The 22839-nt window shown below is 36.7% G+C and carries 21 protein-coding genes; 6 read left to right on the top strand and 15 right to left on the bottom strand.

All coding sequences use genetic code 11. The features are described 5' to 3' along the window. Positions 1 to 14 precede the first annotated feature (14 nt). Entirely contained in the window at positions 15 to 1049 is a 1035-nt protein-coding gene (gene ptcA / locus DOK81_RS03095) for a putrescine carbamoyltransferase (protein ID WP_206907932.1), read from the bottom strand. 273 nt (positions 1050 to 1322) lie between these two features. Here ptcA and DOK81_RS03090 point away from each other — a divergent pair, with 273 nt between their 5' ends. Beyond that, positions 1323 to 1982, top strand: coding sequence for a GntR family transcriptional regulator (locus DOK81_RS03090; protein WP_206907930.1), 660 nt, complete (start codon positions 1323 to 1325; stop codon positions 1980 to 1982). A gap of 114 nt (positions 1983 to 2096) precedes the next feature. Here DOK81_RS03090 and DOK81_RS03085 read toward each other — a convergent pair whose 3' ends face one another. Genes DOK81_RS03085 through DOK81_RS03075 form a run of 3 tightly spaced genes read right to left on the bottom strand, consistent with a single transcriptional unit; the run spans position 2097 to position 6732 of the window. Beyond that, on the bottom strand, positions 2097 to 3410 hold the full coding sequence (locus DOK81_RS03085; RefSeq protein ID WP_206907928.1) for a PTS transporter subunit EIIC: 1314 nt from the start codon (positions 3408 to 3410) through the stop codon (positions 2097 to 2099). 15 nt (positions 3411 to 3425) lie between these two features. Then, positions 3426 to 5771, bottom strand: a complete 2346-nt coding sequence (locus DOK81_RS03080) for a glycoside hydrolase family 9 protein (RefSeq protein ID WP_206907925.1) — start codon at positions 5769 to 5771, stop codon at positions 3426 to 3428. Then, complete coding sequence (locus DOK81_RS03075) at positions 5752 to 6732, bottom strand: ROK family protein (protein ID WP_206907924.1); 981 nt, start codon at positions 6730 to 6732, stop codon at positions 5752 to 5754. Before DOK81_RS03075 ends, DOK81_RS03080 begins: the two co-directional genes overlap by 20 nt. A gap of 185 nt (positions 6733 to 6917) precedes the next feature. Here DOK81_RS03075 and DOK81_RS03070 point away from each other — a divergent pair, with 185 nt between their 5' ends. The 4 genes from DOK81_RS03070 to DOK81_RS03055 are packed head-to-tail and all read left to right on the top strand — an operon-like array spanning position 6918 to position 10296. Beyond that, on the top strand, positions 6918 to 7976 hold the full coding sequence (locus DOK81_RS03070; protein WP_206907922.1) for a LacI family DNA-binding transcriptional regulator: 1059 nt from the start codon (positions 6918 to 6920) through the stop codon (positions 7974 to 7976). Between the two features lies 1 nt (position 7977). Continuing rightward, positions 7978 to 8856: an HAD family hydrolase gene (locus DOK81_RS03065; protein ID WP_206907920.1), complete on the top strand. Its 879-nt coding sequence runs from the start codon at positions 7978 to 7980 to the stop codon at positions 8854 to 8856. After that, a complete protein-coding gene (locus DOK81_RS03060; protein ID WP_206907915.1) occupies positions 8801 to 9904 on the top strand; it encodes an SIS domain-containing protein in 1104 nt (367 codons plus the stop codon). Before DOK81_RS03065 ends, DOK81_RS03060 begins: the two co-directional genes overlap by 56 nt. 29 nt (positions 9905 to 9933) lie before the next feature. Continuing rightward, entirely contained in the window at positions 9934 to 10296 is a 363-nt protein-coding gene (locus DOK81_RS03055) for a DUF2200 domain-containing protein (protein WP_206907913.1), read from the top strand. Between the two features lie 59 nt (positions 10297 to 10355). On the opposite strand, the gene DOK81_RS12430 is transcribed toward DOK81_RS03055, so the two are convergent. The 6 genes from DOK81_RS12430 to DOK81_RS03025 form a co-directional block, all read right to left on the bottom strand. After that, a complete protein-coding gene (locus DOK81_RS12430; RefSeq protein ID WP_206907911.1) occupies positions 10356 to 11369 on the bottom strand; it encodes a Gfo/Idh/MocA family oxidoreductase in 1014 nt (337 codons plus the stop codon). 17 nt (positions 11370 to 11386) lie between these two features. After that, on the bottom strand, positions 11387 to 12547 hold the full coding sequence (locus DOK81_RS03045) for a Gfo/Idh/MocA family oxidoreductase (RefSeq protein WP_206907909.1): 1161 nt from the start codon (positions 12545 to 12547) through the stop codon (positions 11387 to 11389). Continuing rightward, positions 12547 to 13413, bottom strand: coding sequence for a TIM barrel protein (locus tag DOK81_RS03040; protein WP_206907907.1), 867 nt, complete (start codon positions 13411 to 13413; stop codon positions 12547 to 12549). The genes DOK81_RS03045 and DOK81_RS03040 overlap by 1 nt, the downstream gene beginning before the upstream one ends. A gap of 25 nt (positions 13414 to 13438) precedes the next feature. Then, on the bottom strand, positions 13439 to 14335 hold the full coding sequence (locus DOK81_RS03035; protein ID WP_206907905.1) for a carbohydrate ABC transporter permease: 897 nt from the start codon (positions 14333 to 14335) through the stop codon (positions 13439 to 13441). A gap of 2 nt (positions 14336 to 14337) precedes the next feature. Next, the gene (locus DOK81_RS03030) at positions 14338 to 15213 is read right to left on the bottom strand and encodes a sugar ABC transporter permease (RefSeq protein WP_206908249.1); all 876 of its coding nucleotides are present in this window, start codon (positions 15211 to 15213) and stop codon (positions 14338 to 14340) included. A 69-nt stretch (positions 15214 to 15282) separates the two neighbouring features. Then, positions 15283 to 16575 carry an extracellular solute-binding protein gene (locus DOK81_RS03025; protein WP_206907904.1) on the bottom strand — a complete coding sequence of 431 codons (1293 nt, stop codon included), beginning with the start codon at positions 16573 to 16575 and terminating at the stop codon, positions 15283 to 15285. Positions 16576 to 16838: 263 nt separating this feature from the next. Here DOK81_RS03025 and DOK81_RS03020 point away from each other — a divergent pair, with 263 nt between their 5' ends. Beyond that, on the top strand, positions 16839 to 17756 hold the full coding sequence (locus DOK81_RS03020; protein ID WP_206907901.1) for an ArsR family transcriptional regulator: 918 nt from the start codon (positions 16839 to 16841) through the stop codon (positions 17754 to 17756). A gap of 51 nt (positions 17757 to 17807) precedes the next feature. Here DOK81_RS03020 and DOK81_RS03015 read toward each other — a convergent pair whose 3' ends face one another. From DOK81_RS03015 to DOK81_RS02995, 5 genes are all read right to left on the bottom strand, one after another. Further along, entirely contained in the window at positions 17808 to 18041 is a 234-nt protein-coding gene (locus tag DOK81_RS03015; RefSeq protein ID WP_206907899.1) for a hypothetical protein, read from the bottom strand. Positions 18042 to 18105: 64 nt separating this feature from the next. Further along, positions 18106 to 18342 (bottom strand): hypothetical protein, encoded by a 237-nt coding sequence (locus tag DOK81_RS03010; RefSeq protein ID WP_206907897.1) that lies wholly within the window; start codon positions 18340 to 18342, stop codon positions 18106 to 18108. A gap of 191 nt (positions 18343 to 18533) precedes the next feature. Beyond that, complete coding sequence (locus DOK81_RS03005) at positions 18534 to 19385, bottom strand: class C sortase (protein ID WP_206907896.1); 852 nt, start codon at positions 19383 to 19385, stop codon at positions 18534 to 18536. 146 nt (positions 19386 to 19531) lie between these two features. Continuing rightward, the gene (locus DOK81_RS03000) at positions 19532 to 21415 is read right to left on the bottom strand and encodes a SpaH/EbpB family LPXTG-anchored major pilin (protein WP_206907894.1); all 1884 of its coding nucleotides are present in this window, start codon (positions 21413 to 21415) and stop codon (positions 19532 to 19534) included. Further along, complete coding sequence (locus DOK81_RS02995) at positions 21412 to 22836, bottom strand: SpaH/EbpB family LPXTG-anchored major pilin (RefSeq protein ID WP_206907893.1); 1425 nt, start codon at positions 22834 to 22836, stop codon at positions 21412 to 21414. Before DOK81_RS02995 ends, DOK81_RS03000 begins: the two co-directional genes overlap by 4 nt. Positions 22837 to 22839 lie beyond the last annotated feature (3 nt).

Genomic DNA, 22839 nt, shown 5'->3' with positions numbered 1-22839 from the left:
GCTCCTTTCTAACTTTAATTTTTGCGTTCGTATTGTTTCGTTTGACGTAATAGACGCTCAAACTCACTATCGTATGTTGTTGCTACTGCTTCACTCGCATAGTTTAAGTACGGATTTAAGAAGTAAACCAATAAAGCCCGCATCGCTGTTAATCTGTTTTCGGCTTCGTCTAGCACAACTGAGCAAGGCGCATCCAATACTTCATCAGTTACCTCTTCACCACGAGTAGCTGGTAGACAATGCATAAATTTAGCGTGTGGCGCAGCTTTTTTCATTAAGTCTGCATTGACTTGATATTTTGGATAGAAAACATTCATTCGTTCTTCTTCGGATAATTCCGCTTCATACAAGCCATACCAAACATCCGTATAAACAAAGTCCGCATCTTTCATCGCAAGATCAGCATCGTCAGTAATTAATACGCTTCCTCCAGATATTTTTGCATTTGCTTCACCGATAGCCAATGTTTCTGGTTTGATTTGAAATCCTTTTGGGCCGAATTGAACAAAGTTCATACCCATTTTTGTTGCAATAAACATTAAAGAAACACAAACCTGTGTTGCATCTCCGACAAAAACAACTTTACAGTCACTCAATTTTTTGCCAACTGGCAGATGTTCTGTCATAGTGATAATGTCACCTAATTCTTGAGTTGGATGATTGTAATCACTCATACCATTGATTACAGGAATTGTTGCTGTCTTGGCTAATTCAACTACTGAGTCATGACGTTCTACCCGAGCCATCAAAATATCTACCAAACGAGATAAAACACGAGACGTATCTCCTAGACTTTCGTGTCCGCCTAATTGAATTTGTCCAGGTGCAAGGTATTGTGCGTGCCCGCCTAGTTGTGTCATAGCTGTTTCAAAGGATACACGTGTACGTGTAGAAGATTGCTCAAAAATCATTCCTAACGTTTTGTTTTTCAATAATGGAGGATAGTACCCATTCGCAATTGATTCTTTTAATTTTAATCCCAATTTAATCAAGTATTCTACTTCTTCTCTTGAATAATCATTTGTATCGATAAAGTCACGTTTTTGCATCTTGCATTCTCCTTCAGTTATTTATTGTTTGTCGTTTATACTCGAGTAATTCTTTTGACATTTTGAGCATACTAGTTTTTCTTATGAGTTGTAAGGGCTTTTCTAGTTTAAGAAAAGAATGGAAAACAAAAAGAACATGTTACATTTTGCGTAACATGTTACATGTCTTTTCTATAAAAGTAAGAGCAAATGGCTACTGATTACATAACATACTTTTCAATGGTTTTCTGCTATAATAAAACAGATATTGATGGTGGATTTGGAGGAATGAACATGATGGATAGCTTACAAAATCAAGCATACCAGGAAATTAGAAAACGAATTATTTTTTCAGATTTAGAACCAGGACGCAAAATTTCTGAAAAAAGTTTAGAAGACTTACTTGATATTGGTCGTACCCCTATTCGTGAATCTTTGATACAGCTACGTCAACAAGAACTTGTTTATACGATTCCTCAAAGTGGCACCTATATTTCAAAAATTGATCTGTCTTCTGCACAAAATGCGCGCTTTGTCCGCGAGCAACTCGAACAGCAAATCATGGTTGAATGTTGTACAAAACTAACGCCTGAAACACAACAACGATTACAAGAAATATTAAATTTACAACAAAAAAAAATTGAAGAACAAGATGCACGTGGATTTTTCTATGCGGATAATTTGTTCCATGAGACTTGTTTTGATATTGCCGAACGCAAAGAAGTTTGGAATTGGTTAGACAATCATAATACACATTTAGAGCGATTTCGTTGGTTGCGGGTAACGATTTCTGGGTTGCCTTGGGAAACTATCACGAACCAGCACCAGCAATTATTTGATGCACTGGTGGCTAAAAATCCTGAAGAAGTTCGTTTTTTGACGATTTTACATTTGCATATGATGCTGAATGAGCAAGAGTCAGTTGTAGAAAGATATCCAGAATATTTTGCATAAGTAGGAAAAAGAGCCAAAAAATTATAAATCATTGGCTCTTTTTCTAATAGTTTTGTCTACACTTACCTGTTTAAAAATCTTTTTATATTCTTGATAGCTGGTAATTCTCTTGAATTATAAATCCTCTTTAATCATTTTATTTGATAAAAGTACGAATGGTAAATAGACAAGAATTCCTAATAAAATAATCACAGCTTGTAAAAGCGAAGCACGGATATCACCTGCTGTTGCTAAGTAACCGGAAAGAATTGGCGGAGTTACCCATGGGATAGAAATATATGTTGGTTTGACCCATTCCCAACTTGTTGCTAAATAAGCTGAAACTGTCGCTACTATTGGTGTCAGACAAAATGGGACAGCATAAATTGGATTAAATACGATTGGTAAACCAAACATCATTGGTTCGCTAATATTAAAAATACTAGAAATGCCACCTAATTTTGCAATCATTCTTTCATCTTTTCGTTTAGATGCAATTAACACAGTGATTACTAAACAAATCATTGTGCCCCCTCCGCCCATATACACATAGGCATCAAGAAACGACTGAGTAACAATATTAGGGACTACATTTCCACTATTGATGGCATCAATATTTTGTTGCAAAGAAGTTAATAAAATAGGACCTGAAATTGCACCAAAAACGAATGAACCGTGAATACCAAAAATGAAGACAACTGTTGAAAGAAAAACATACAATAAAATACCAGACAATGATTGGAATCCGCCAACTAGTGGTGCTTGTAGCACTTCAATGACTAATTCAGGAACAGTTACTCCAGTTAAAGTTCTGATACCTGTTTCCAACAGTGCAAAAACAGTGATCGTCAATAATGCAGGAATAAGTAAATTAAATGACTTTGCGATTGCAGGGGGCACACTATCAGGCATTTTTATTTTCAATTTTTCGTTAGTAGATAATTTACATAAAAGAGTAATGCCAAACAACGCAGCTAAAATACCTAGCAACATGGTTGAGGCGCTAGTATAAGTTTGTGTCAAAATACCATTGGCTTGAATTGATTCTCCATTGTTTCCTACAATAGTCAATGTATTGGGAATTAAGGTGATATAACAAGCTAAGGCAATGATTCCTTCAAGCGCTCCGTCATTTCCGTAAGAACGTGCTAAACGATAGCCAATCAAGAATGTGACCATAATTCCCAACATCCCGATCGTTCCGTTGTAACCTTGGACACAGAGCTCTGAAAGGAACGTTCTTCCAGGGATTTCTCGTAGTAGACCAGTTTCTTCAGCAAGCAAAACATTATTAATCAAAACAAAAAATGCGGAGGCAATTGTAATTGGAATCGTACTGGCAAAAGCATCTCGAATAGCAGCAATGTATCGATTGGTTGAAATTTTATTTGCATAAAGTGCAATTATTTCGCCGATTGTTTCTTTAGTTATTCCGGGATTTTTCAACATAGTCATTCTCCTTTTTTATATACTCAATGCATGAACGACGGACAACCACTTTCCTGCAAGTCCAACCCAAACTTCTTTATATGTGGCATTGTTAAATTGTGGCCAATAGGGAATATCTTGATTTTCAAAAGTCTGAATCCCAACTGGTAGTTCACCAATCATTTCACCTGAAGAAACAGTATACATCTGCGGATAGTTGTACCCTTCTCCATACATCATTGATTGTCCGAACGGATTTTTTCCAATGAGCCATTGAAGCTGTTTGAATCCAATATTCTTTAACTTATCATCTGTTAATAAATTTCCTATTATCGTTGCACTTTCACCCATTGATAGAAGCACAGCATTATTTCCACGGAAGGAAAACCACACAGGAAATTTTTTTAGATAAAGACCTGGTGCAATCTTTTGACCAGCTAATAGCTGCTCTTTAAATTCGACGCGCGCCTTTTCATCGACCAATAGGTGTTGACGATGAAATGATGCATCGTCGTCTTTCTCACTCATTTTATAAATCCCGCTGGCAATCATTGGATAAGGGGCTGTAGCACTCGCTAAATAGGTTAGATAGTCACCGTAATGTCTAGCGGCTATACGAATCTCACTTTGTAGATTTTTATTCACAACTTTGATTGCCTCTGAGAAAGCGTAGGCATAAAGATGCTCTCTTGCTTGATGATTAAAGTGTTGGATGATTTTTTTTTGTTCATCACGATAGAAAAATCCTTGTAAAAGTGTTCCATCGTCCAATGAAATACCTGTTTGTTCCTGACACATTAGTAATTTTGGAAGTAGCTTCTCTGTCTCAATAATAAAAAAGGATTTACCGGTCGCTTGATACATCAAACTATTGGTCCAGATTAGCGTAGCTAAATATAAACTTTTTGAGGTGTTATACGTATGTTCCCAAAAAATTGGCTCATGATGAAACGGCGCTTGTTCAAAACCAATTTTTGCATCCTGATAGTCTTCTTCTAGAATAGAAGAAAGAACAGAATGTAATTCATGTTCTTTTGGTAACGTTACCAAAATTTTCGCTAAACAACCAACAATTAAAAAATTATCATAAGGGCTGTTATGTACTCGCGCAACTACGTCATCCATGTCTCCCAATTGATTATTTGTCCAACGTGTCACCCCCGCACTGGTAGCGCGAAATCCTTGGCCGAGTCGAGTTTTTAAAATAAAATCTATTCCCCAAGCCCCTTCTTCTCTTAGACGTTCTGCTAGCAAAGTATCTCGTGAATCTTGACTCGCGGCTGCTAAAAAAAGGGCTAAAGTAACTTCTGTCGTTTGAACTAATTGTTGAGAGAGGTCACCTGCATCATGCCAGCCACCATTAAAAATAATTTTTTTGCCTTCATGAGTAGCCAGTACATCTTGATGGCATGTGCCATGTATCCCACTGATTGGACATCCACACCGTTCACAAAAAATAAAGTTCAAACTTTTCCAAAGCGAGTTTTGTAACAATGAAATGAACTGATTTTTAATTGCGAAGGTCTTTGTACTCAGCTGCTCTACTTTTAAATGATAGGTTCCAGGAACTTGCCAATCTGTAAAATCAAGAATCCCAAATTGCCCTTGGTCATTAGTTATCAGTGATACAGTCTGACTGAAAACGACGGTGCTCGTATTTTCCTCAACTAAGTAAAAAGTCTTACCAGCGTATAGTGAAGAGATGATTGCTTCCTTTTGACCATTTGTTTGATAACCGATGTGCGAAAAAATAATTTTATCCTTATCGGCATGCCATCCTTTAGTTGAGAGAGAGTAATTACTTTTTTCCAAGATGAGTTCATCAATTGATACGTCCAATGTGCCGGGAAGATTCATATATGAACCATTGGAACCAATCGTAAAAGAAATCTCTTTAATGACATCTCTTGGCAAACTGCTAAAATCTAAAACATATTCTTTCGTTCCAGAGAAGAGGTTAATTACATGGTAACCTTCACGATCGTAACGATCAGGGATTTTTATCTTTCCATCGTTAACAAAATGGATTGTTAGTGTGGGATTGCTGATATTTTCACAATTATTAGTGATTGTCATTTTTAACTGTGAATAATCTTGCCAGTCAGCATTGACTGATAAACTTGCTCTTGTATATCCATAGTTCACGTAATCACCATCTTGTGGGTAATTCTCGGGCCAAGAATCATAACTAGGTTCAGCTGTTAAACGTATACCTTTCTCAGTTTGCGAGACTATTCCTCTACCTGATTTGTGCCAAGTACCATAAATTGGAATTTGCTTGGTTATTTTGACTTTTTTTTGTTGATTCTCTTCAAAAGTATCAAGTGTGTCTAGCGATAATGGTCGGTGGATTATTTGACTTTTAAGCACGTAATTTTGCACGTTTTTTCTCCTCCTGCTGTAGTTTATCAAATCCTCGAATTCCAGCACCAATTAAAGTAATTTGATTGATATCCAAAGAGGTTTGATGGATTCCTTTTTTTACAAAACGAATTGTTTTTTTATTTAAACGAGTGACAATTTGGTGGAAAAAAAACTGATTATTCATCACTCCACCACCTAAAATAACTGCTTCTGTATCAGAAACGCGCACGAGATTCATGATAAGTTCGCTAATTCCCTGAACAGCTCTTTTAAGAACTTTTTCTGCTAAATCATCACCTTTTTCTGCTGCTTCAAATATCTCTTGGGTATAGTAACGTTTTGGCATTTCTGCTCTAGCCAATAAAGATTCAGGGAAATCGGGCAACCACTCCTCGATTTGATGGCTCATCCCTAGCCCTGAAGCAAACGTTTCGACACAACCTACTCGACCACAGGCACATTTTCGCTTCATGTTCATATCAACTACCATATGCCCGACCTCCCCCGCATTAAAGCTGTTACCATGAATAAGACTTCCGTTTGTTACGATTCTGGCAGCAATTCCTGTTCCGACATTTAAATACACAAAGTTTTTTGTTTGCTTACCTATCCCCAAATAACTTTCTGCATAGGTTGCACTAGTTACATCATTGTTGATGATGCATGGTAAAGTAAAAAAATTTTCTAATTCCTTTGCTAACTCAATTGAATCTGAGTTTCCTGGAGAAAGCTCGAACCAGATACCACTATCCTCATCTACGCGCCCGACAATAGCTAAACTAATCCCGATTATCTTACCAACTAGTTTTGTATTAGTTAAGAAATCTTGAATAGCAAATTTAATTTGTGTTATAGCAGCCCGTTGAGATGATACATCTGAGGCATAATAGTTTGTGGCAAAGATGTGTCCTTGTTGATTGATTTCTCCAACAAGTAGTTTTGTTCCACCGAGATCTACAGCTAATACTGTTTCTTGCATTTTTCACACTCCTAAAAAATGATAACGTTACCAAAAAGAATAACTATTGAACCGCTTACAACGATTATGTTAACCGAACTATAAAACGCTGTCAATACTAAAAAATACAAATTGGTAACGTTATCAAAAAATGTTGTATTTTAGTTGTATATCCTTTATAGTTGTTTTGTAAAGGAGGTTTTCTCTTGAAGAAGAAAATTACAATCAAAGAAATTGCTCAACAAGCAGGTGTTTCGGTGACAACTGTTTCACGAGTAATTAACAACCATCCTTCTGTTAAAGAAGAAAAAAGAAAACTTGTTCAAAAAATAATTGATGAGCAAGAATTTCAACCAAGTATGCTCGCTCGTGGCATGGTATCAAGTGTAACTCGAAATTTAGCTGTTGTTGTACCAGATATCAATAATCCCTATTTCACTGCGTTGGTTTCTCATTTGGAGACAGCAAGTTATGAAGCTGGGTATTCTCTTTTATTGTTCAACACCATGGCTGCAGGTAAACAGAAAGCATTACCCACTACGCAACAAGAACAATCTGTTTTTCATACTATCCTTGAAAAACGAATTGATGGTGTCTTTATTCTTGGTGGCGAAATCGACAAGGATTATCCCTCTGACACTTACATTCAGGCGCTAACAAATTTAAATCAGCAAATACCCGTTGTAGTTATTGGTCAAAAAGATCCGACCTTTCCACTAACATTTATTGAACGAGATTTAGTTGCTGGAACAAAAGCTGCAGTTCAACACCTATTAGCTTTAGGTCATAAAAAGATCGGTTTTCTTGGTGGAGAATCAGGCATCAAAATTACTTCAGAACGTCTTGCAACCTTTAAAAAAACTATGAGCCTCTATGGGGAGTTTGATCCAGATTTTGTCTATCTAAGTGATTTTTACACGAAAGATGGTTATGAAAGTATGGAGTCTTTACTCTCGGCTGAAAAACAACCAAGTGCTGTTATCACCATTAATGATAAAGTTGCTATTGGTGCCATCCGAGCATTAACTGATCACGGATTGAATTGTCCAAAAGACCTAAAAATTGTTAGCTGTGATGCTTTCCCAGATGGTGAATATACTGTTCCTCGTTTGACAACCGTTGATCAAAAAAATGCGACACTAGCAGTTTCTGCAATGGAATCACTATTAGCTTTAATCAATGACAAACCACTTATAACTTTACACAAACATACACCTGAATTAATTATCAGAGAATCATGTGGTATACAAACAAAAGGAGAATAAAATGAAAAAGCACCTTATATTTATGGATATTGATGGTACTTTAGTTGATTCAGATTTAAAAATTTCTGAAAAAAATAAAAGTGTAATCAATCAGCTACTCACTATGGGACATATTATTTATGTTGCTACTGGAAGAAAACATTATGCTGCGAAAGAAATTGCTCAATTCCTAAGTCCAGATGTCCAAGTTGTGGCTTCTAATGGTTGTGTTTATGAGTATGAAGATCGTTTATTTTGTGAACAAATCAATCCACAAGCAGCAGCTCAGCTTGTTGACTTAACTCATAATTCACAGGCGGCACTTTTTTTCTTTGGTAAAAGGAAAACTTTTTATACGAATCAACTACCAGAATATTTTAAAAAAGAAGATCAAGCTAGGCTAAGTTCTGGACAAGATTCTCAATTGTTTGGAATCGATTCGAAAACCGAACTAATAGAGGTTGCAGATGAGTTAGTCAACGCAATCGTGATTGCAGAAAACGATTATTCGATCTTAGAACCTTTGAAAAAGCAGCTTGCTACAATTGAACAGTTAACCCTTTCTTCTTCTCACGAAAATAATATTGAAGTTACGCCGTCTGGAATCAGTAAAGCCAGTGCAATTCAGGATTTACAAAAACGTTATCAAATTCCAAAAGAAAGAACCATTTCATTCGGAGACGGTAAAAACGATTTAGAAATGTTTTCAGCTTCTGGCATTAGCGTTGCAATGGCTAATGCATCCGAAGAAGTGAAAAAACATGCAACACATCAAACATTGACAAACAAACAATCAGGAATTGGCTACTTCCTGTCAAACTATTTTAATCTAAAGGAGAATAATCATGAAGGAACTGACCATGTGGAGTTACATCAACCAAGAACAGCCTATTTTACTTGAAGCTTTAGCAGCATATCCAAAAAATATAGATGCTGCTCTTTTTCAATTACAGGATTTTGATGATATCTTGATTTTAGGAACAGGATCCAGTATCAATGCAGCAATGAGTGCCCGTTGCTATCTTGAAAAGATGACCAAGAAAGCTGTTACGATTCAAGAACCATTTAATTTTCAACATTACGCACATAAGAATAATCATCCACAATTGGTTTTGGGTATTTCTCAAAGTGGTCAGAGCACCTCAACGATTGATGCATTGAATCATTTGAACAATCAATCTTTTAAAATTGGTGTGACAAGTATTCCCGATAGTGAAATAACGGAAGTAACTGATACTACTTTGGACATTTTATCGGGTAAAGAACGTGTGGGATATGTTTCTCTCGGCTTCACTGCTTCAGTTTTAGCATTAATGCTTTTAGGACTTCGTTTGGGCGTACGATTAGAAATTGTAAGTGAAGAACAAGAGAAACAAGAGTTAGCTGAATTTAAACAATTGCTTGAGCAAATTGAGTTAACGATTAAATTAAGTCAATCATTTTTCGAAAAAAATGAGCAAAGTTTGCGTGAAAGCCAACGATTCATGTCTATTGCATACGGTCCAGCGCTTGGGACAGCTAAAGAAATGGAAACAAAGTTTTCAGAGACGATTCGAGTACCATCACAAGGACTTGATTTGGAAGCATTTATGCACGGACCCTATTTAGAAATGAATGATACTTACCGTCTTTTCTTTTTAGATACGCCAGCTAAACCTATTATTCAAAAAAAAGCACAGCTACTGCGTACATACGAAGAAAAGGTGACTTCACACATTTTTGTTATCTCAATTAAAAATAAACAGACTCCTACTTTAGCTGAGCCCCATCGTCATTTACTACTTCCAGAGATTTCTGATGAAAACAAATGCCCTTTACTTTTGATTTTACCTTTTCAAGTGTTATGCTGGTTTATATCTAGAAGTAAGGGGATTGATATCACACAACGAATTTTTACGGATTTTTCACAAGCAGTAGAAAGTAAAACGACTGTTCAAGATTATGTGTGATTAGTTAGTCTCAATCAGGAGGAAAAAAGATGCCCAAACATCGAATTTACACAACTAGTTTTGCCAGTGTCTACCCCCACTATGTCACAAAAGCAACGAAGAAAGAGCGAACAAAAGCAGAAGTGGATCAAATTATCTCATGGTTAACTGGTTACACACAGGATGAATTAGAGCAGCAATTAGCTAAAGAAGCAACTTTTGAAACTTTTTTTGAAGAAGCTCCCTTATTGAATCCCAAACGTTCACTGGTGACTGGGATGATTTGTGGTATTCGCGTGGAAGAAATGGAAGATTCGTTAATGAAAGAAATTCGCTACCTTGATAAATTGATCGATGAGTTAGCCAAAGGTAAAAAAATGGAAAAGATTTTGAGAAGTGAGCCTATACAATAAAGGCAGACAACGAAAGCCCTCAAGTTGTATTGAACTTTTACAACTTGAGGGCTTTTAAATTAATTATTTAGTGAAATCCAGTTGTTTTCCCGACTAGAAGCATAGATACCTAAAACAATTTTGAGTGATTGAAGAGCATCCATTCCGGCAAGACTTGTTATACGCTCGTCCGCTTGTCCATTGATTTCATTGATAAAAGCAGAAAGAACTGCTTGATGTCCACGCCCCCAATATCTTTTTGAAATACGAGTTGAGTGTTGTGGTAGATCTTCTAGGATTACTTCTTGGTTGAACAGCAATTGCTCTGCTGTTAGTTCAATCTGCCCTTTTTCACATTCAAAGGTAAGTTTCGGCGATGGATTGCCTGTATAGTTATTTGTTGCTTGGATCACTAAAGGCGTGTCGTCATGGTATAGGGCAATTGCCATCGCTGTATCTTCAACTTCGATTACATGATCCAAACAAGCAGTCATGATTTTTCCTTTCATTTTCTCTGGTGTGCCAACTAGCCAAGTAACAGCATCAATCATATGAATTGCCTGATTAATCAACACACCTCCCCCTTCTCGTTGCCATGTTCCCTTCCAATCCGATTGATAGTAATCTGGCGTTCTTTCCCAAGCCAATTCGCATTTGATGCCAGTGATTTTACCATAGATGTTGTCTACTAGTTGTTTTTTTAGTAGTAAATAAGTTGGGTTCAATCGATTTTGATAGCAAACATGGTAAAGCTTGGATTGTTTCTCTATGGTAGAAATCAAGTCTTGTATTGTTTGAAGCGTTATTGCCATTGGTTTTTCACAGAGAACATGTTTTTGTGCCTCCAGTGCAGCGATACTCATTGACTGATGTAGATCATGAGGAGTACAAATGATTACCAATTCGATTTCTTTCATTGCTAAAAGCTGGTTAAAATCTTGATGAAAAATACAAGAGAATCGTTCTGCGAAAGTGATGCCATTTGTCTGGTCTATATCACAGCAAGCGACTAACTGGGCGCCATCCAATGTTTGAACTACTTTAGCATGTGTTTGGGCAATTGCACCACAGCCTATTATTCCGACACCGACCACTTTATTTTTCCTTCTTTCTAATACGTATTTTCTGTGTCTAAAATTACTTCTACTCGTTGTTTTTCAGTTGATATCTCAATTTTTTTAGTTAATTCTTCTAAAAATAAATCTTCATTAATTGGTAATGGTACCCATTCTTCAAGCCATGAAGAAAGATGGATGGCGTTTGAAATACTTAGGCCTTTAATTCCCTCTTCTGCAGGAGAAATCAGTTCTTCCTGAAATAAGATGTGATTAATAAAATTTTGAGTGATTTTTTTATGACCAGATTCACTATCAAAAGTGATAGGAATCGTAATAGACCAAACTTCTGGTTCGCCAAATCCTTTTGTATAGGTTTGATTCCAAGTGGTTTCATCCATTCGAGTTTGCCAAAATTTTAATTGTTGATCTTCGATGACGATTTTTCCTTTAGAACCCACAATTTCAAAACGATTTGTTCCTGGAGTTTCAGTGGTCGTTGTAACAAAAACACCAGTGGCTCCGTTTTGATACTCCACGTAGGCGGTAACTTCTGTTTCGACTTCAACCTCTCGGCGTTTTCCATTATAAGTAAAAGCGAAAATTCGCTGAGGCATACCACAGATCCACTGCCATAAATCAAGCTGATGCGGATCTTGATTCAGTAAAACGCCTCCACCCTCTCCTTTCCAAGTCGCACGCCAATTGCTAGAGTCGTAATAACTTTGCGAACGATACCAATCAGTGATGATCCAATTTGTCCGTCGAAGCTCGCCGATTTCTCCTGAACCAACAAGTTCTTTTGCTTTTTGATAAAGTGGATTCATCCGTTGATTGTACATCAGTGCGAGGGTTAATTCAGGATGTTTTTTTGCTTCAGTTAACATTTCTTGCACTTTTTTTGTATATACACCCACAGGCTTTTCAATTAAGACATGTTTATTCGCTTTTAGGGCTTCAATGGCTAAAATGGGATGATCATAATGTGGCGTAGCAATAATAACTGCATCAATTTTAGAAGAAGAAAATACGCTGGCAGCGCTTGTAAAATACAGATAATTTTCTCCAAGTTTTTCACGGATTTTGGCTAACTTGTCTGGCTGGTTATCACAAAGACCAGTCAATACGACATTTTTTAATTCATTACCTAATAAGTTATTTACGTGAGCAGTTCCAATATTTCCCACACCAATAATCGCGATTCGAATTGGTTTCATTATTGCCACCCCACATCAAGTTTCGTTAATAGTTTTTTAAAGGATTCTGATGCAAGAATAAACATTCTTTCATTGTCAGCTTTTTTTGTTATTTGGTGATTAGTTGGTTCTAGATGTTCAAAGCCTTCAAAGAAAGTCAGATGTGGCTCAAGCGAAACAAAACCGGTATAACCGTTGTTAGTTAAATCTTTTAGGATTTCTTCAAGTTTTCCGTCACCAAAACCAGCTGGTCTGACTTCGTGATCACTGAACCGAGCGTCCTTAATGTGGATGTAAGCAATGTAAGGCTTCAATAATTCATACGCATCAGGAAAAGCTTCCACGTTGCATTGAACAAAGTTTGCTGGGTCAAAAACTGCCTTGACTTGCGGACTATTTAATTCATTGAGCAAATAGACACATCGTTCGGGGGTATCACCAAAGATTTCTTTTTCATTCTCATGAAGTAATGTGATTTCAGGATATGCTTTTGCAGCAGCCACAAAGGCTTTCCATCGACTAACTACTTCTTCTTGATAATCATCTGGATTTTCTGCAGGATCAATAAAGAAACTAAACATACGAACATAGGGACTCTGAAAAATTTTAGCTAGGTGTAACACGTGTCTAAAAAGTTCTAAGTGTCCAGAAAACGAGTCATTGATGTTGATTTTACCAATAGGTGAACCAATACTGGATACAGTGATTCCTGCTGTATCTAATTGTTGTTTATAGCGGTGAGCCTCTTCAATAGTTAATTCACTGACATTTTTGCCATCAAGTGTTCGCAACTCAATGTGTTTAATTTTTTGTTCGCGTAGCCCAACAATTTGTTGTTGCATACTGGGATTGATTTCATCTGCGAATGCGCTAATTATTACGGTCATTTTTTTCTTCCTTTCTTTTTTCCTTTTATCCTTTCACACCACCAGCAGTTGAACCACCGATGAACTGTTTTTGGGCAGAGAAATAAACAACTAAGGAAGGAATCAAACCAATAATCGACATCGCGATTGTTCGATTCCAACTGAAATCTGCTGAGGTAGTGTCCATTGCCATCCGCAAGGCAATCGATACCGGATATTTTTCTACAGAAGAGATGTAAATTAACGGGCCTTGAAAGTCGGTAAAGGTCCAGATAAATTGAAATAAAGCAGCCGTAATTAACGACGGTTTAAGAATTGGTACAAGTATTCTTATTAAGATTGTGAAAGAATTACAACCATCAATCGTTGCAGCTTCGTCTAGTTCTTTCGGTACTGTTCGGAAAAATTGAACCAGCATGTATACGAAAAATGTATCGCAGGCAAAGGCTGAATTCGTAATCAAAGGTAGATACGTATCAAGCAAATTTACATTTCGCCAAAAAATATACATCGGAATTCGAGTAACGATTCCTGGCAAAAATAAAGTAGCAATCATTATTGGAAATAAAATTTTTTTAAAAGGAAAATCAAATCGAGCAAAACCATATGCTGCCAAGGTACAGGAAACCAAAGTCAAGAGAACTTTAGGTATAACAATCAGAAAAGAATTCAAAAAATAAGTAGCGAAGGTGTACTGACTTGATGTTTGCCAACCTTCAATGTAGGGCGTAAAATCAAACGTTTTTGGCATAAACCAAATGGATTGAAAAATTTCACTATTTGTTTTGAAGGAAGCACCAAACAACCATAAAATTGGATAAAGCATGGTGAGAGCACCTGCAATCAAAATAAGATATTTGACCGACGAAACCAATCGTTTTTTTCGTTTTACTCGTCGATTAACTTTTTCTGTTTCAGTTTTGTGTGGCAATGTTTGCTGCATGGTTAGTCCCTCCCATCGGCATAAAAGACCCAATTTTTAGAAGTCTTAAATAAAATTGCGGTAAAGATCATGATCATTACAAATAATACCCACGACAATGCACTTGAATAGCCCATATTAAAAATTTTAAACGCATTGTCATAAATATACATAGGTAATAAGTAAGTACTACGCATTGGTCCCCCACCTGTGATTAAAAATGGACCATCAAATTCTTGAAATGCTTGAACCAATTGCAAAATCAAATTGAAAAAAATAATTGGTGTCAACTGTGGCAAAGTAACAGAAAAAAATTGTCGGAATTTTGAAGCGCCATCAATTGCTGCTGCTTCATACAAATCTTGAGGCATCTCAGTCAACGCGTTTAAGAAAATTACCATAGCTGAACCAAACTGCCAAACACGTAGTAACACGATAGTCAACATGGCACCCGTCCCACTAGAAAACCAAGCAACATTTGCAATGCCAATACTGTTTAACACCATGTTGACTAAACCATCGTTTTTGAATAAGAACTGCCACAACACAGCAATTGCGACATTTGCCCCCAAAATAGAAGGGATATAATAAGCTGTTCTGAAAAAGCCAATTCCCTTTAACTTAGCATTCATCACATAGGCAACAAAGAGTGCGAAAATCAGCTTGAAAGGAACAGTTAAGAAAACGAATTTGATTGTTGCTTTGACTGACGACCAAAAAATAGGATCATCAGTAAACATTTTGATGTAATTGTCAAAGCCAATAAATTTTGGCTCAGTTAACATCGAATAATCCGTGAAGCTATAAAAAAGCGACATTGCAAAGGGATAAACAACGAAAAAGAGAATCCCGATCATCCAAGGTGTTAAATATAAAAGACCAATGTATTTTTTTTTGATCATTTTTTTCCTCCTATAAAAGTTAAGGAACCAGATACATAATTTACTGTGCTTTAAAACATAGCTCGCTTAGTTCACGGAGTCTTCCTCTTCTTTGAATGCTTGGTAAAATTCTTTTGCAGCTTGCTTAGTGTCGATTTTCCCATAATCCAAGCGAGTAATGATATCTAAAGTGGCATCATTTAACTTGGCAGTATCCCAACGATACATGGTAGATAGATTCGTATCGACCTTCTTCTCGCCTTCCGCTAAAATTTCTGTTGCTAATGGCGTAATCAATCCACTTTCTTCTAAAGCTTGCTTACCACTCTCACTATCAGGTACGCCATTTTCTAATTTTTGAATTTTATTTGCTTCTGAATTATTCATTAAGTAATTGATTAGCTTTGCAGCAGCTTTTTGGTGTTTACTAGAGGTTGGAATAGAATAAACCATTGATGGTTTCGTCCAGACTCCAGTTGATTTTTCATTGTTCATTGAAGGGTAACCTGCTAGTGCTAATTCAAATCCTTGTTCTTCCAACTGACTCTTGATGGTATTCACGTTGGCAATAAATTCAAAGAGGGTTACCCACTTTCCTTCAAGTAACGCTGGTGCTGGCGCGCCTTCAATAGTTCCTGCATTGTCTACATCTTTTTTAGAAGGAATGATTCTTTGTTCAACGAGTTGATGATAAAAATCGATCAGTGTAAGGAAATCCTTTTCTGTGTAATTTAACTTGCCATTCTCATCTGAAATGGGTAATCCAGTTTGTTGCGCAACAAGTTGAAAGAGAACAATTGGGGAACCATACTTAGCACCAAAAAAATTCGCAGCCGGATAATAATCATCTGGTAATTTTTCCCGCATGGCAATTAAATCTTCCCAAGACTGAGGTGCCTCGATATTGAATTTATCTGTGACTGTTTTGTTGTACAACAAAGGACGATAGTTGGTTGATAATGGTAACCCTAACAAATGATTGTCATATTTTAGTGAAACCAAGGACTCTTCAGAAAAATTGGTAGAAATGGCTAACTCTTTTGAGAGAGTCTCTAAATCAACAAGTTGGTTTTTGTATTGATTTAGCCACATCGAATCTAAACGAATGACGTCAGGTGCTGTGCCACCAGATAGTTGTGTCGTCATTTTTTCTTGATAACCTCCGTACCCACTAAACTCTGCCTTGACTTTGATTGTGGGATTTTCTTTTTCAAAATCTGTGATGGCTTCTTGCATGACCTTATTCCGCGCATCACCACCCCACCAGCTGATTCGAATTTCTTCGGTTTTGGCTGAACCTTCTGAACTTTTGCCACAAGCAACCAAACTAAAACTTAAAATGGCAATCCCCACGAATTTGATGATTCTTTTGTAGTACACTTTGGACACTCTCCTTTTGAGTTGGTTTCCTATCGATAGTATTAAGCGCTTACAAGTGAAAATATTAGCTTGAACAAAGGGAGGCGTCAATAAGTTTAGCAAGGTTCGAGCCACTTTCAACTGAGAAGTTAACGAGTGCATTTTATTTTCTATAGGGTCTGTTAACCCTACAGTTAACAATTCGATTAGGTAATTGAATTCTTTAGCGGAGATATAGTTTACTTACATACATAACTAAATTATTTATGAAAGGAATTATTAAGATGGAATTATATTTAGATCAACATTCTTTACCAACTTATAAAGCATTGGCATCAGAAACGCGGTTAGCAATTTTGCAATTACTAGCAGAAAGAGGTTTGACTGTCACCGAACTTGCAAAGGAACTTAATTTAAGTAAGGCAATTATCTCAAGACATGTTCGTCTACTAGAAGATTGTCAGTTGATTCGACTTGATGATTCTTGTCTAAATGATGATGGGCAGCACAAGCGCTTATTTTCGTTGGCGCTTGACCGAGTAGAAATTGTTTTTCCTCAAAAACTTTTTTTACCTTTTCAAAAAGCAACTGCCGAAACTCGACTAGGCTTATTCTCCGACTTTATGGTCATGCCCACTTGTGGACTAGCAAATACGGAAACGATTATTGGTTTGTTAGATGAGCCACAGTCTTTTGTTGATGAACATCGATCAGAAGCTGCTCTTTTATGGTTTTCTCGCGGGTATGTAGAATACATTATTCCTAATAAAGCACCAATTGCTTCGATGCTCCAACTATTGGAGATCTCCTTTGAAATCTCCTCAGAATTTCCAGAATCAAATAATAACTGGCCAAGTGACATTAGTTTCTACATTAATGGAATCAAGCTGGGTACTTGGACTTGTCCTGGAAATTTTTCAGATGTCAGGGGGAAATTAACACCTGCTTGGTGGAAGAATCGTTTTAGTCAGTATGGACTTTTAAAGCATTTACGCATCACTAATTCTGATACTGGAATTGATGGAATCAAAATTTCAGAGGTCCGATTAGTTGATCTAGGTATCGAAGATCAACCGTTTTATCGGTTTAAAATTGCTGTGGATGAAGGAGCGGTTAATCAAGGAGGTGTTACTTTATTTGGAGATACCTTTGGGAATCATGAACAAAACATCCGAACAACGATTTATTACAGTGAAGAATAAAACACCTGAAACCAATGATTCGTTTCAGGTGTTTTATGCAAGGGTGAATAGTCAATTTTTTTGCTGAGAATTTTTACGCGGGTGTTTTTTGTAATAAAAAGTTGCGCGAATACTCGCACCTAATAAAAAGGCTCCGCAAATAAATAAGAAGTGGAAAAATTCAGGGATGTGAAAAAAGGAATCTACTTTATTGACCGAGTATCCAGAAAGAAATGCAATAAGAAAAATATACCGCATTTTATCATTACGTCCCCACTCGTCTAGCCAATAATAAAATTCTTTCATGAAATTCTCCACTCCGTTCTTTTATTTTTTAAAAAACTGAAATAAATTCTTTATTAGTAGTTCTTTATACTTGTTCGGGTACAATCCAATCTTCAAAAAAAGTTTTTTTATATTTTTTAAAGACTGTTGTGTCTAAGTGACGATTGTTTTCAATTCCTGAAAGACTTACTTCATTGGGATTGATAAAGTGACGATTGAAAAAGGTAAATTGGTCAGCGCTATCTAAAAAAAGTTCCTTGTTTCTATGTGTAGTTTCAGGTGTTGTACTGGCTTTTTTTGCATGTTCTTGGTTGACAATCATGGATTTCCTCCTAATCTTGCAAGTTCACTTGCTTTCATCTTGGGAATCATTTCATTTTACATTCTAATGATTCAATGAATTATCGTCAACTAATAGCTGAAAAACGAATAAGCACAAGCTTAGTGGAATCCTCTACCAAAAAAATTAGGGGCAAATGATTTTATTTAGCGCCATTTCGTTCGCTACGTTTATTACCTACGCACTTTTTTTCGTTGGTGTCGTCTATAAAAGAGGAGCAATAACAGACTAATCAGGAGCAATGTACTTAGAAAAATGCCCCACAGTAAAAGTTGGTGGCGCTGAGTAACTTTTTTGATTCCTTCCGAAACTTTTTCTGGTGTGTAAGGTATACGGTGCCCTCTCACTAATAAGCGATGACTATTGATCATGTAAGGTGTACAGGTTAATAACGTTACTAAATCTTTTCCTTCTTCGATATGCAGATATTGCGTATCCGTAGGTTCAACCGTCTTGATTTGATCTACTTGATAAGCAAGAGTTTTGCCATTTACTTCTAAATAAAATTCATCCCCTTCCGTTAATTCAGGTAAGTCGGTGAAAAGTTTTGCTTGTGGTAACCCTCGATGGCCAGAAATTACTGCATGAGTGCTTGTTCCGCCTGTAGGATAAGAAGTACCTTCTAGTAATGAACTCCCCTTTTCTAATAATAATGCATTTGTTTTATCAAAAATAGGTAACCGAACATTGATTTTTGGGATTGTCAGGACACCAATCGTATGACTTTCAAAATAAGTTTTATCTGGTTTTTTTTCTGGCTTTTTTTGTTCAGAAAAAGGATCTAATCCTGGATTTCCACCTTCCTTAGCTAATTGTTTATTTCTCTTTTCCATTTTTTCTTGTAATTTCGCCATTGCATCCGCATTTTCTTGATTGGCTTTTGTTTGATAGTGAGAAATGATCTGTTGATCGAGGTAGTTATTCAAAGCATCACTGACAAAAGGATAAGCTAAAGCACCTATGCCAATGAACAACAAAAGAATCATTATGCTGTCGATCACTCGTCGTCTGTTTTTACGTTTCATGGATACCTCCCTAGATGAAGATCAATAAATAAAAGAGCCCAGGACAGCACAATGTCTCAGGCTCTTTTATTGTTTTGGTAGATAGAATCCTTCGATTATTTTTCAAATCGAAAGTCTTGCTTCACTTTTTAATGCAAGCTTAGCTTCTATACATTTTCTTTGCGGCGTTTAGCAAAGTATAGCCCTACAACAACCAGTAATAAAGCACCTGTGCCAATGTACAAGTAGATTCCGCTACCACCAGTTGAAGGTAAAGTTCCTTTGTGTTTATTTGGAACTTTTTCTGGAGCAACTAAGTTTTCAGTTGTTCCGTATGAGTGTTCATCAACTTCAAATTCAATTCGATTTGTTAATAAAACGTAATCGTTAGGAGCAACTGTTTCTTCCAAGTAATACGTTCCGTAGTCTAACCCAGTTACATCTACTAGTCCATCTGCTGATGTTGTGAAAGTAGTTGCACCTGCTTTGTTTTTTACCCAAGTGACTGCTTTTGTTGCTTCATCGATGTTCAAGTAATTAGCTGTGTCACTATCTTGATCACGTACGACAAATGAAGCGCCTGCTAATGCTTGTGTTGATGAGACATCGCCATCCACTTTGATAAATCTTTTCCCACCAGTAACAACTTCAACAGTTGGCGGTGTTTTATCATCTGTGTGTCCGTTATCGACGTTGGCTTCGTTTTTAAATCCTTTAGTTGGATCTGCTTTTTCATTTAAGTGCATGTAATAAACAAATTTCAAAGTACCGCCTGGCGTCAATGAAGGAATAAATGCAGGATCAACTGCTACAGTGAAGCCATTTTCTTGTTCTGTTACTTGATAATTTGCTGGCGTGATTAATGTATCGCCATCATAAAGTGCGTAGGCATTGTTACCTGAAGCAATGTTGTCAAAAGTCAAGGCTTCGTCATGAGTATCAATCAGATTGAATTTAACATATTTATTTGCATCGCCTTCTTTATCTGCAATACCTAAAGGAATATTAACAGAAATCTCATATTGGATTTTTTCGCCGATTGCAACGTCGTTTCCATCTAAATTAGGTGTTGTTTTTTCTACTTTTGACGTGTCATTTTTAATTGTTTTTTCTACAGCTGTTTGGTTATCCGCTTCAATTGTAAAATCTGTTTTTGTTTGACTTTCAATTAATTCTGCATTATCAGGTGCTTTAACTTCCTCTAGTACATAAGAACCGACTTCAAGATTTTTGATTGTCAATTCACCAGTTGCAGCATCTGTTTCTGTAAAATCATTTTCACCAATTGCATAATCTTTCCCAGTGATGAAGTGCTTCGCTTGGGTTTTATCAGCTGTCCAAGTGTAAAGACCATCTTTCACACCTTGGATATATTTTACGACGCTTGGAGTTCCTTCTGTCTTTGAGATAACAAATTCTGCGCCATTTAAAGATTCATTTTCAGCAGTACCAACTTTTTTGACGTGTAATGCGCCATCGTTGGCTACAATATTTTTTGGATAAAGATGAATGGTTGTCAATTCTTCTGTTCCGTATTTGTAAGAACCATCTGCTTGTTTGATTAGTTCATAAACAGGAAAAGCAACGACCATATTTGCAGCAGCAGTTACGCCGTCTTTTGCTTCTTCTTTGATAGTATAAACTGCGTCTTTACTTTGTTGTTTCTTTGGCAAATCTAAACGAACATTTCCGTTCGCATCGGTTGTACCTTGTGCAAATGGTGTGCCTGTTGTTAACCCTTGAACAGCTTGTTTAGCAGCATCGACTGTTGCACCTGCTTCGCGTTGTGCATAAAATTCTGCTGTCACGTCGTAAACACTAAATGTGACGCCAGCTAGTCCTTGATACTGGTCGAACTCACTCATCTCTTTCCCACTATTTTGAATCAATGGGTCAGGAAAATCAGTCATTTTTTTCTTGTGTAAAATCACTTTTGCTGTGTCATTATTTTCTGCTGCGAAAGCTTGAACTGTACTTAATAGACCTGTAAAAAGTGGCAAGGTCAGTAACAATGTGCTTAATAAATACCAAACTTTTTTAAACTGTTTCATTTTTTTGCTCCTCGCTTTTGATAAAAGATCCAACCAATCACTACACCAATTAATACTATTCCAACTACTCCCCACCAAACGGTTTGTTGGTCATTTGTTTTTGGTAATAATCCTGAATTTTTTATCTTTTTATTGACGATTTTTAAAGGCATCGTCTCTTGCCCATTAGATAAATAAGAATGTTCTGTAATCGTAAATGGAATGGTTTCCTGACTTAAAACGTAATTATCAGGCGCTTTGATTTCTTCTAAGAAATAACGTCCATCTTTTAGTCCTTTGACTGTAAAATTTCCAGAACGATCAGATGAAAATTGTTGTGCTGTTTGCTTCTCTTTGTTCCAAGTGTACCCACTAGCTGATTCATGTAAGTAGTTACCTACTTGGTCTTTTACGAGAAAGACTGCCCCAGACAGTTTTTCTGATTGATTTTCACTAGAGACTTTAACAAATCGTTTGCCACCTGTTCGCACAGCTGTTTTCTTTGTGATGGAATGTTTGTCGCTGTCTAAACGACCTTCATTCAGAATAGCTGTATCAGGTTTCGCATCTTTTCCTAGTGTCATCTGGTAAGAAATTGCTAGTTGTTTTTTCGCAAACTTCTGGAGCTCTTGAATTGAAAAATCTAACGTAAATCCATGAGCGTTCGTCTTCGTCGTGTAGCCATTAGTTAACTCTTGTCCATCCACGGATACCTTCAGTGTATTTGGTAAAGGTGTCAGCGTTGGATCAGCAGTATCTGAAATACGAAACTGTTGATAATCTAAGATGTTTGTTGGGATGGTTGTCTTCAATTGATAATGAATAGCATCACCTACAGTAAATCCAGATTCTCCCTCCAACACAGTTTTTTCTAGTGGTGGTAGGTCGTACGTATTTTCTTCATTTTTAGGATAAAGATGGATTGTCGACAAATCAGTGCCGTTTGCATCTTGCACTGGTAAAATCACGACCAGATTACTTGCTTTTTCTTTAACAACTTCTGGCGCGTTAGCTTCAATAAATAGATAAGCTTTATCACGTTGCTTTTCATCTTTACTTGGTAAAGTGAAAGATAAAATTCCATCTTCACCGTTCACACGGCTTGTTGTTCCTTCAGCAACCAGCTCCCCGGCTGAAGCACCAGTTTGAGCTAATTTAGTTTGAGCCGATTGAATAGAATCTCCCCCACTACGTAACTGATAAAAGGAATCCGTTACGTCAAATACTTGATAATCCACATCATTGAGCCCACGATAATTTTGTAGTAAGGTACCTTCTTCACCAGAATTTTCTTGTTCTGTAGGCAATTGACCTTCAGGAAATAGTAATTTGTGTAAAGTAATCTGAACGTTTGCTTGCTTGCTTTCTGCTAACGCTTGTTGTGAAAAGCCAAAAAGTACAAGAACGAACACACACACTTTCAATAATCGCGTGTTTTTCATTCG

This window comes from Enterococcus sp. DIV0660C, from assembly GCF_017316125.1.
GTDB lineage: Bacteria > Bacillota > Bacilli > Lactobacillales > Enterococcaceae > Enterococcus_B.
This window is presented reverse-complemented; position numbering and strand designations above follow the sequence as displayed.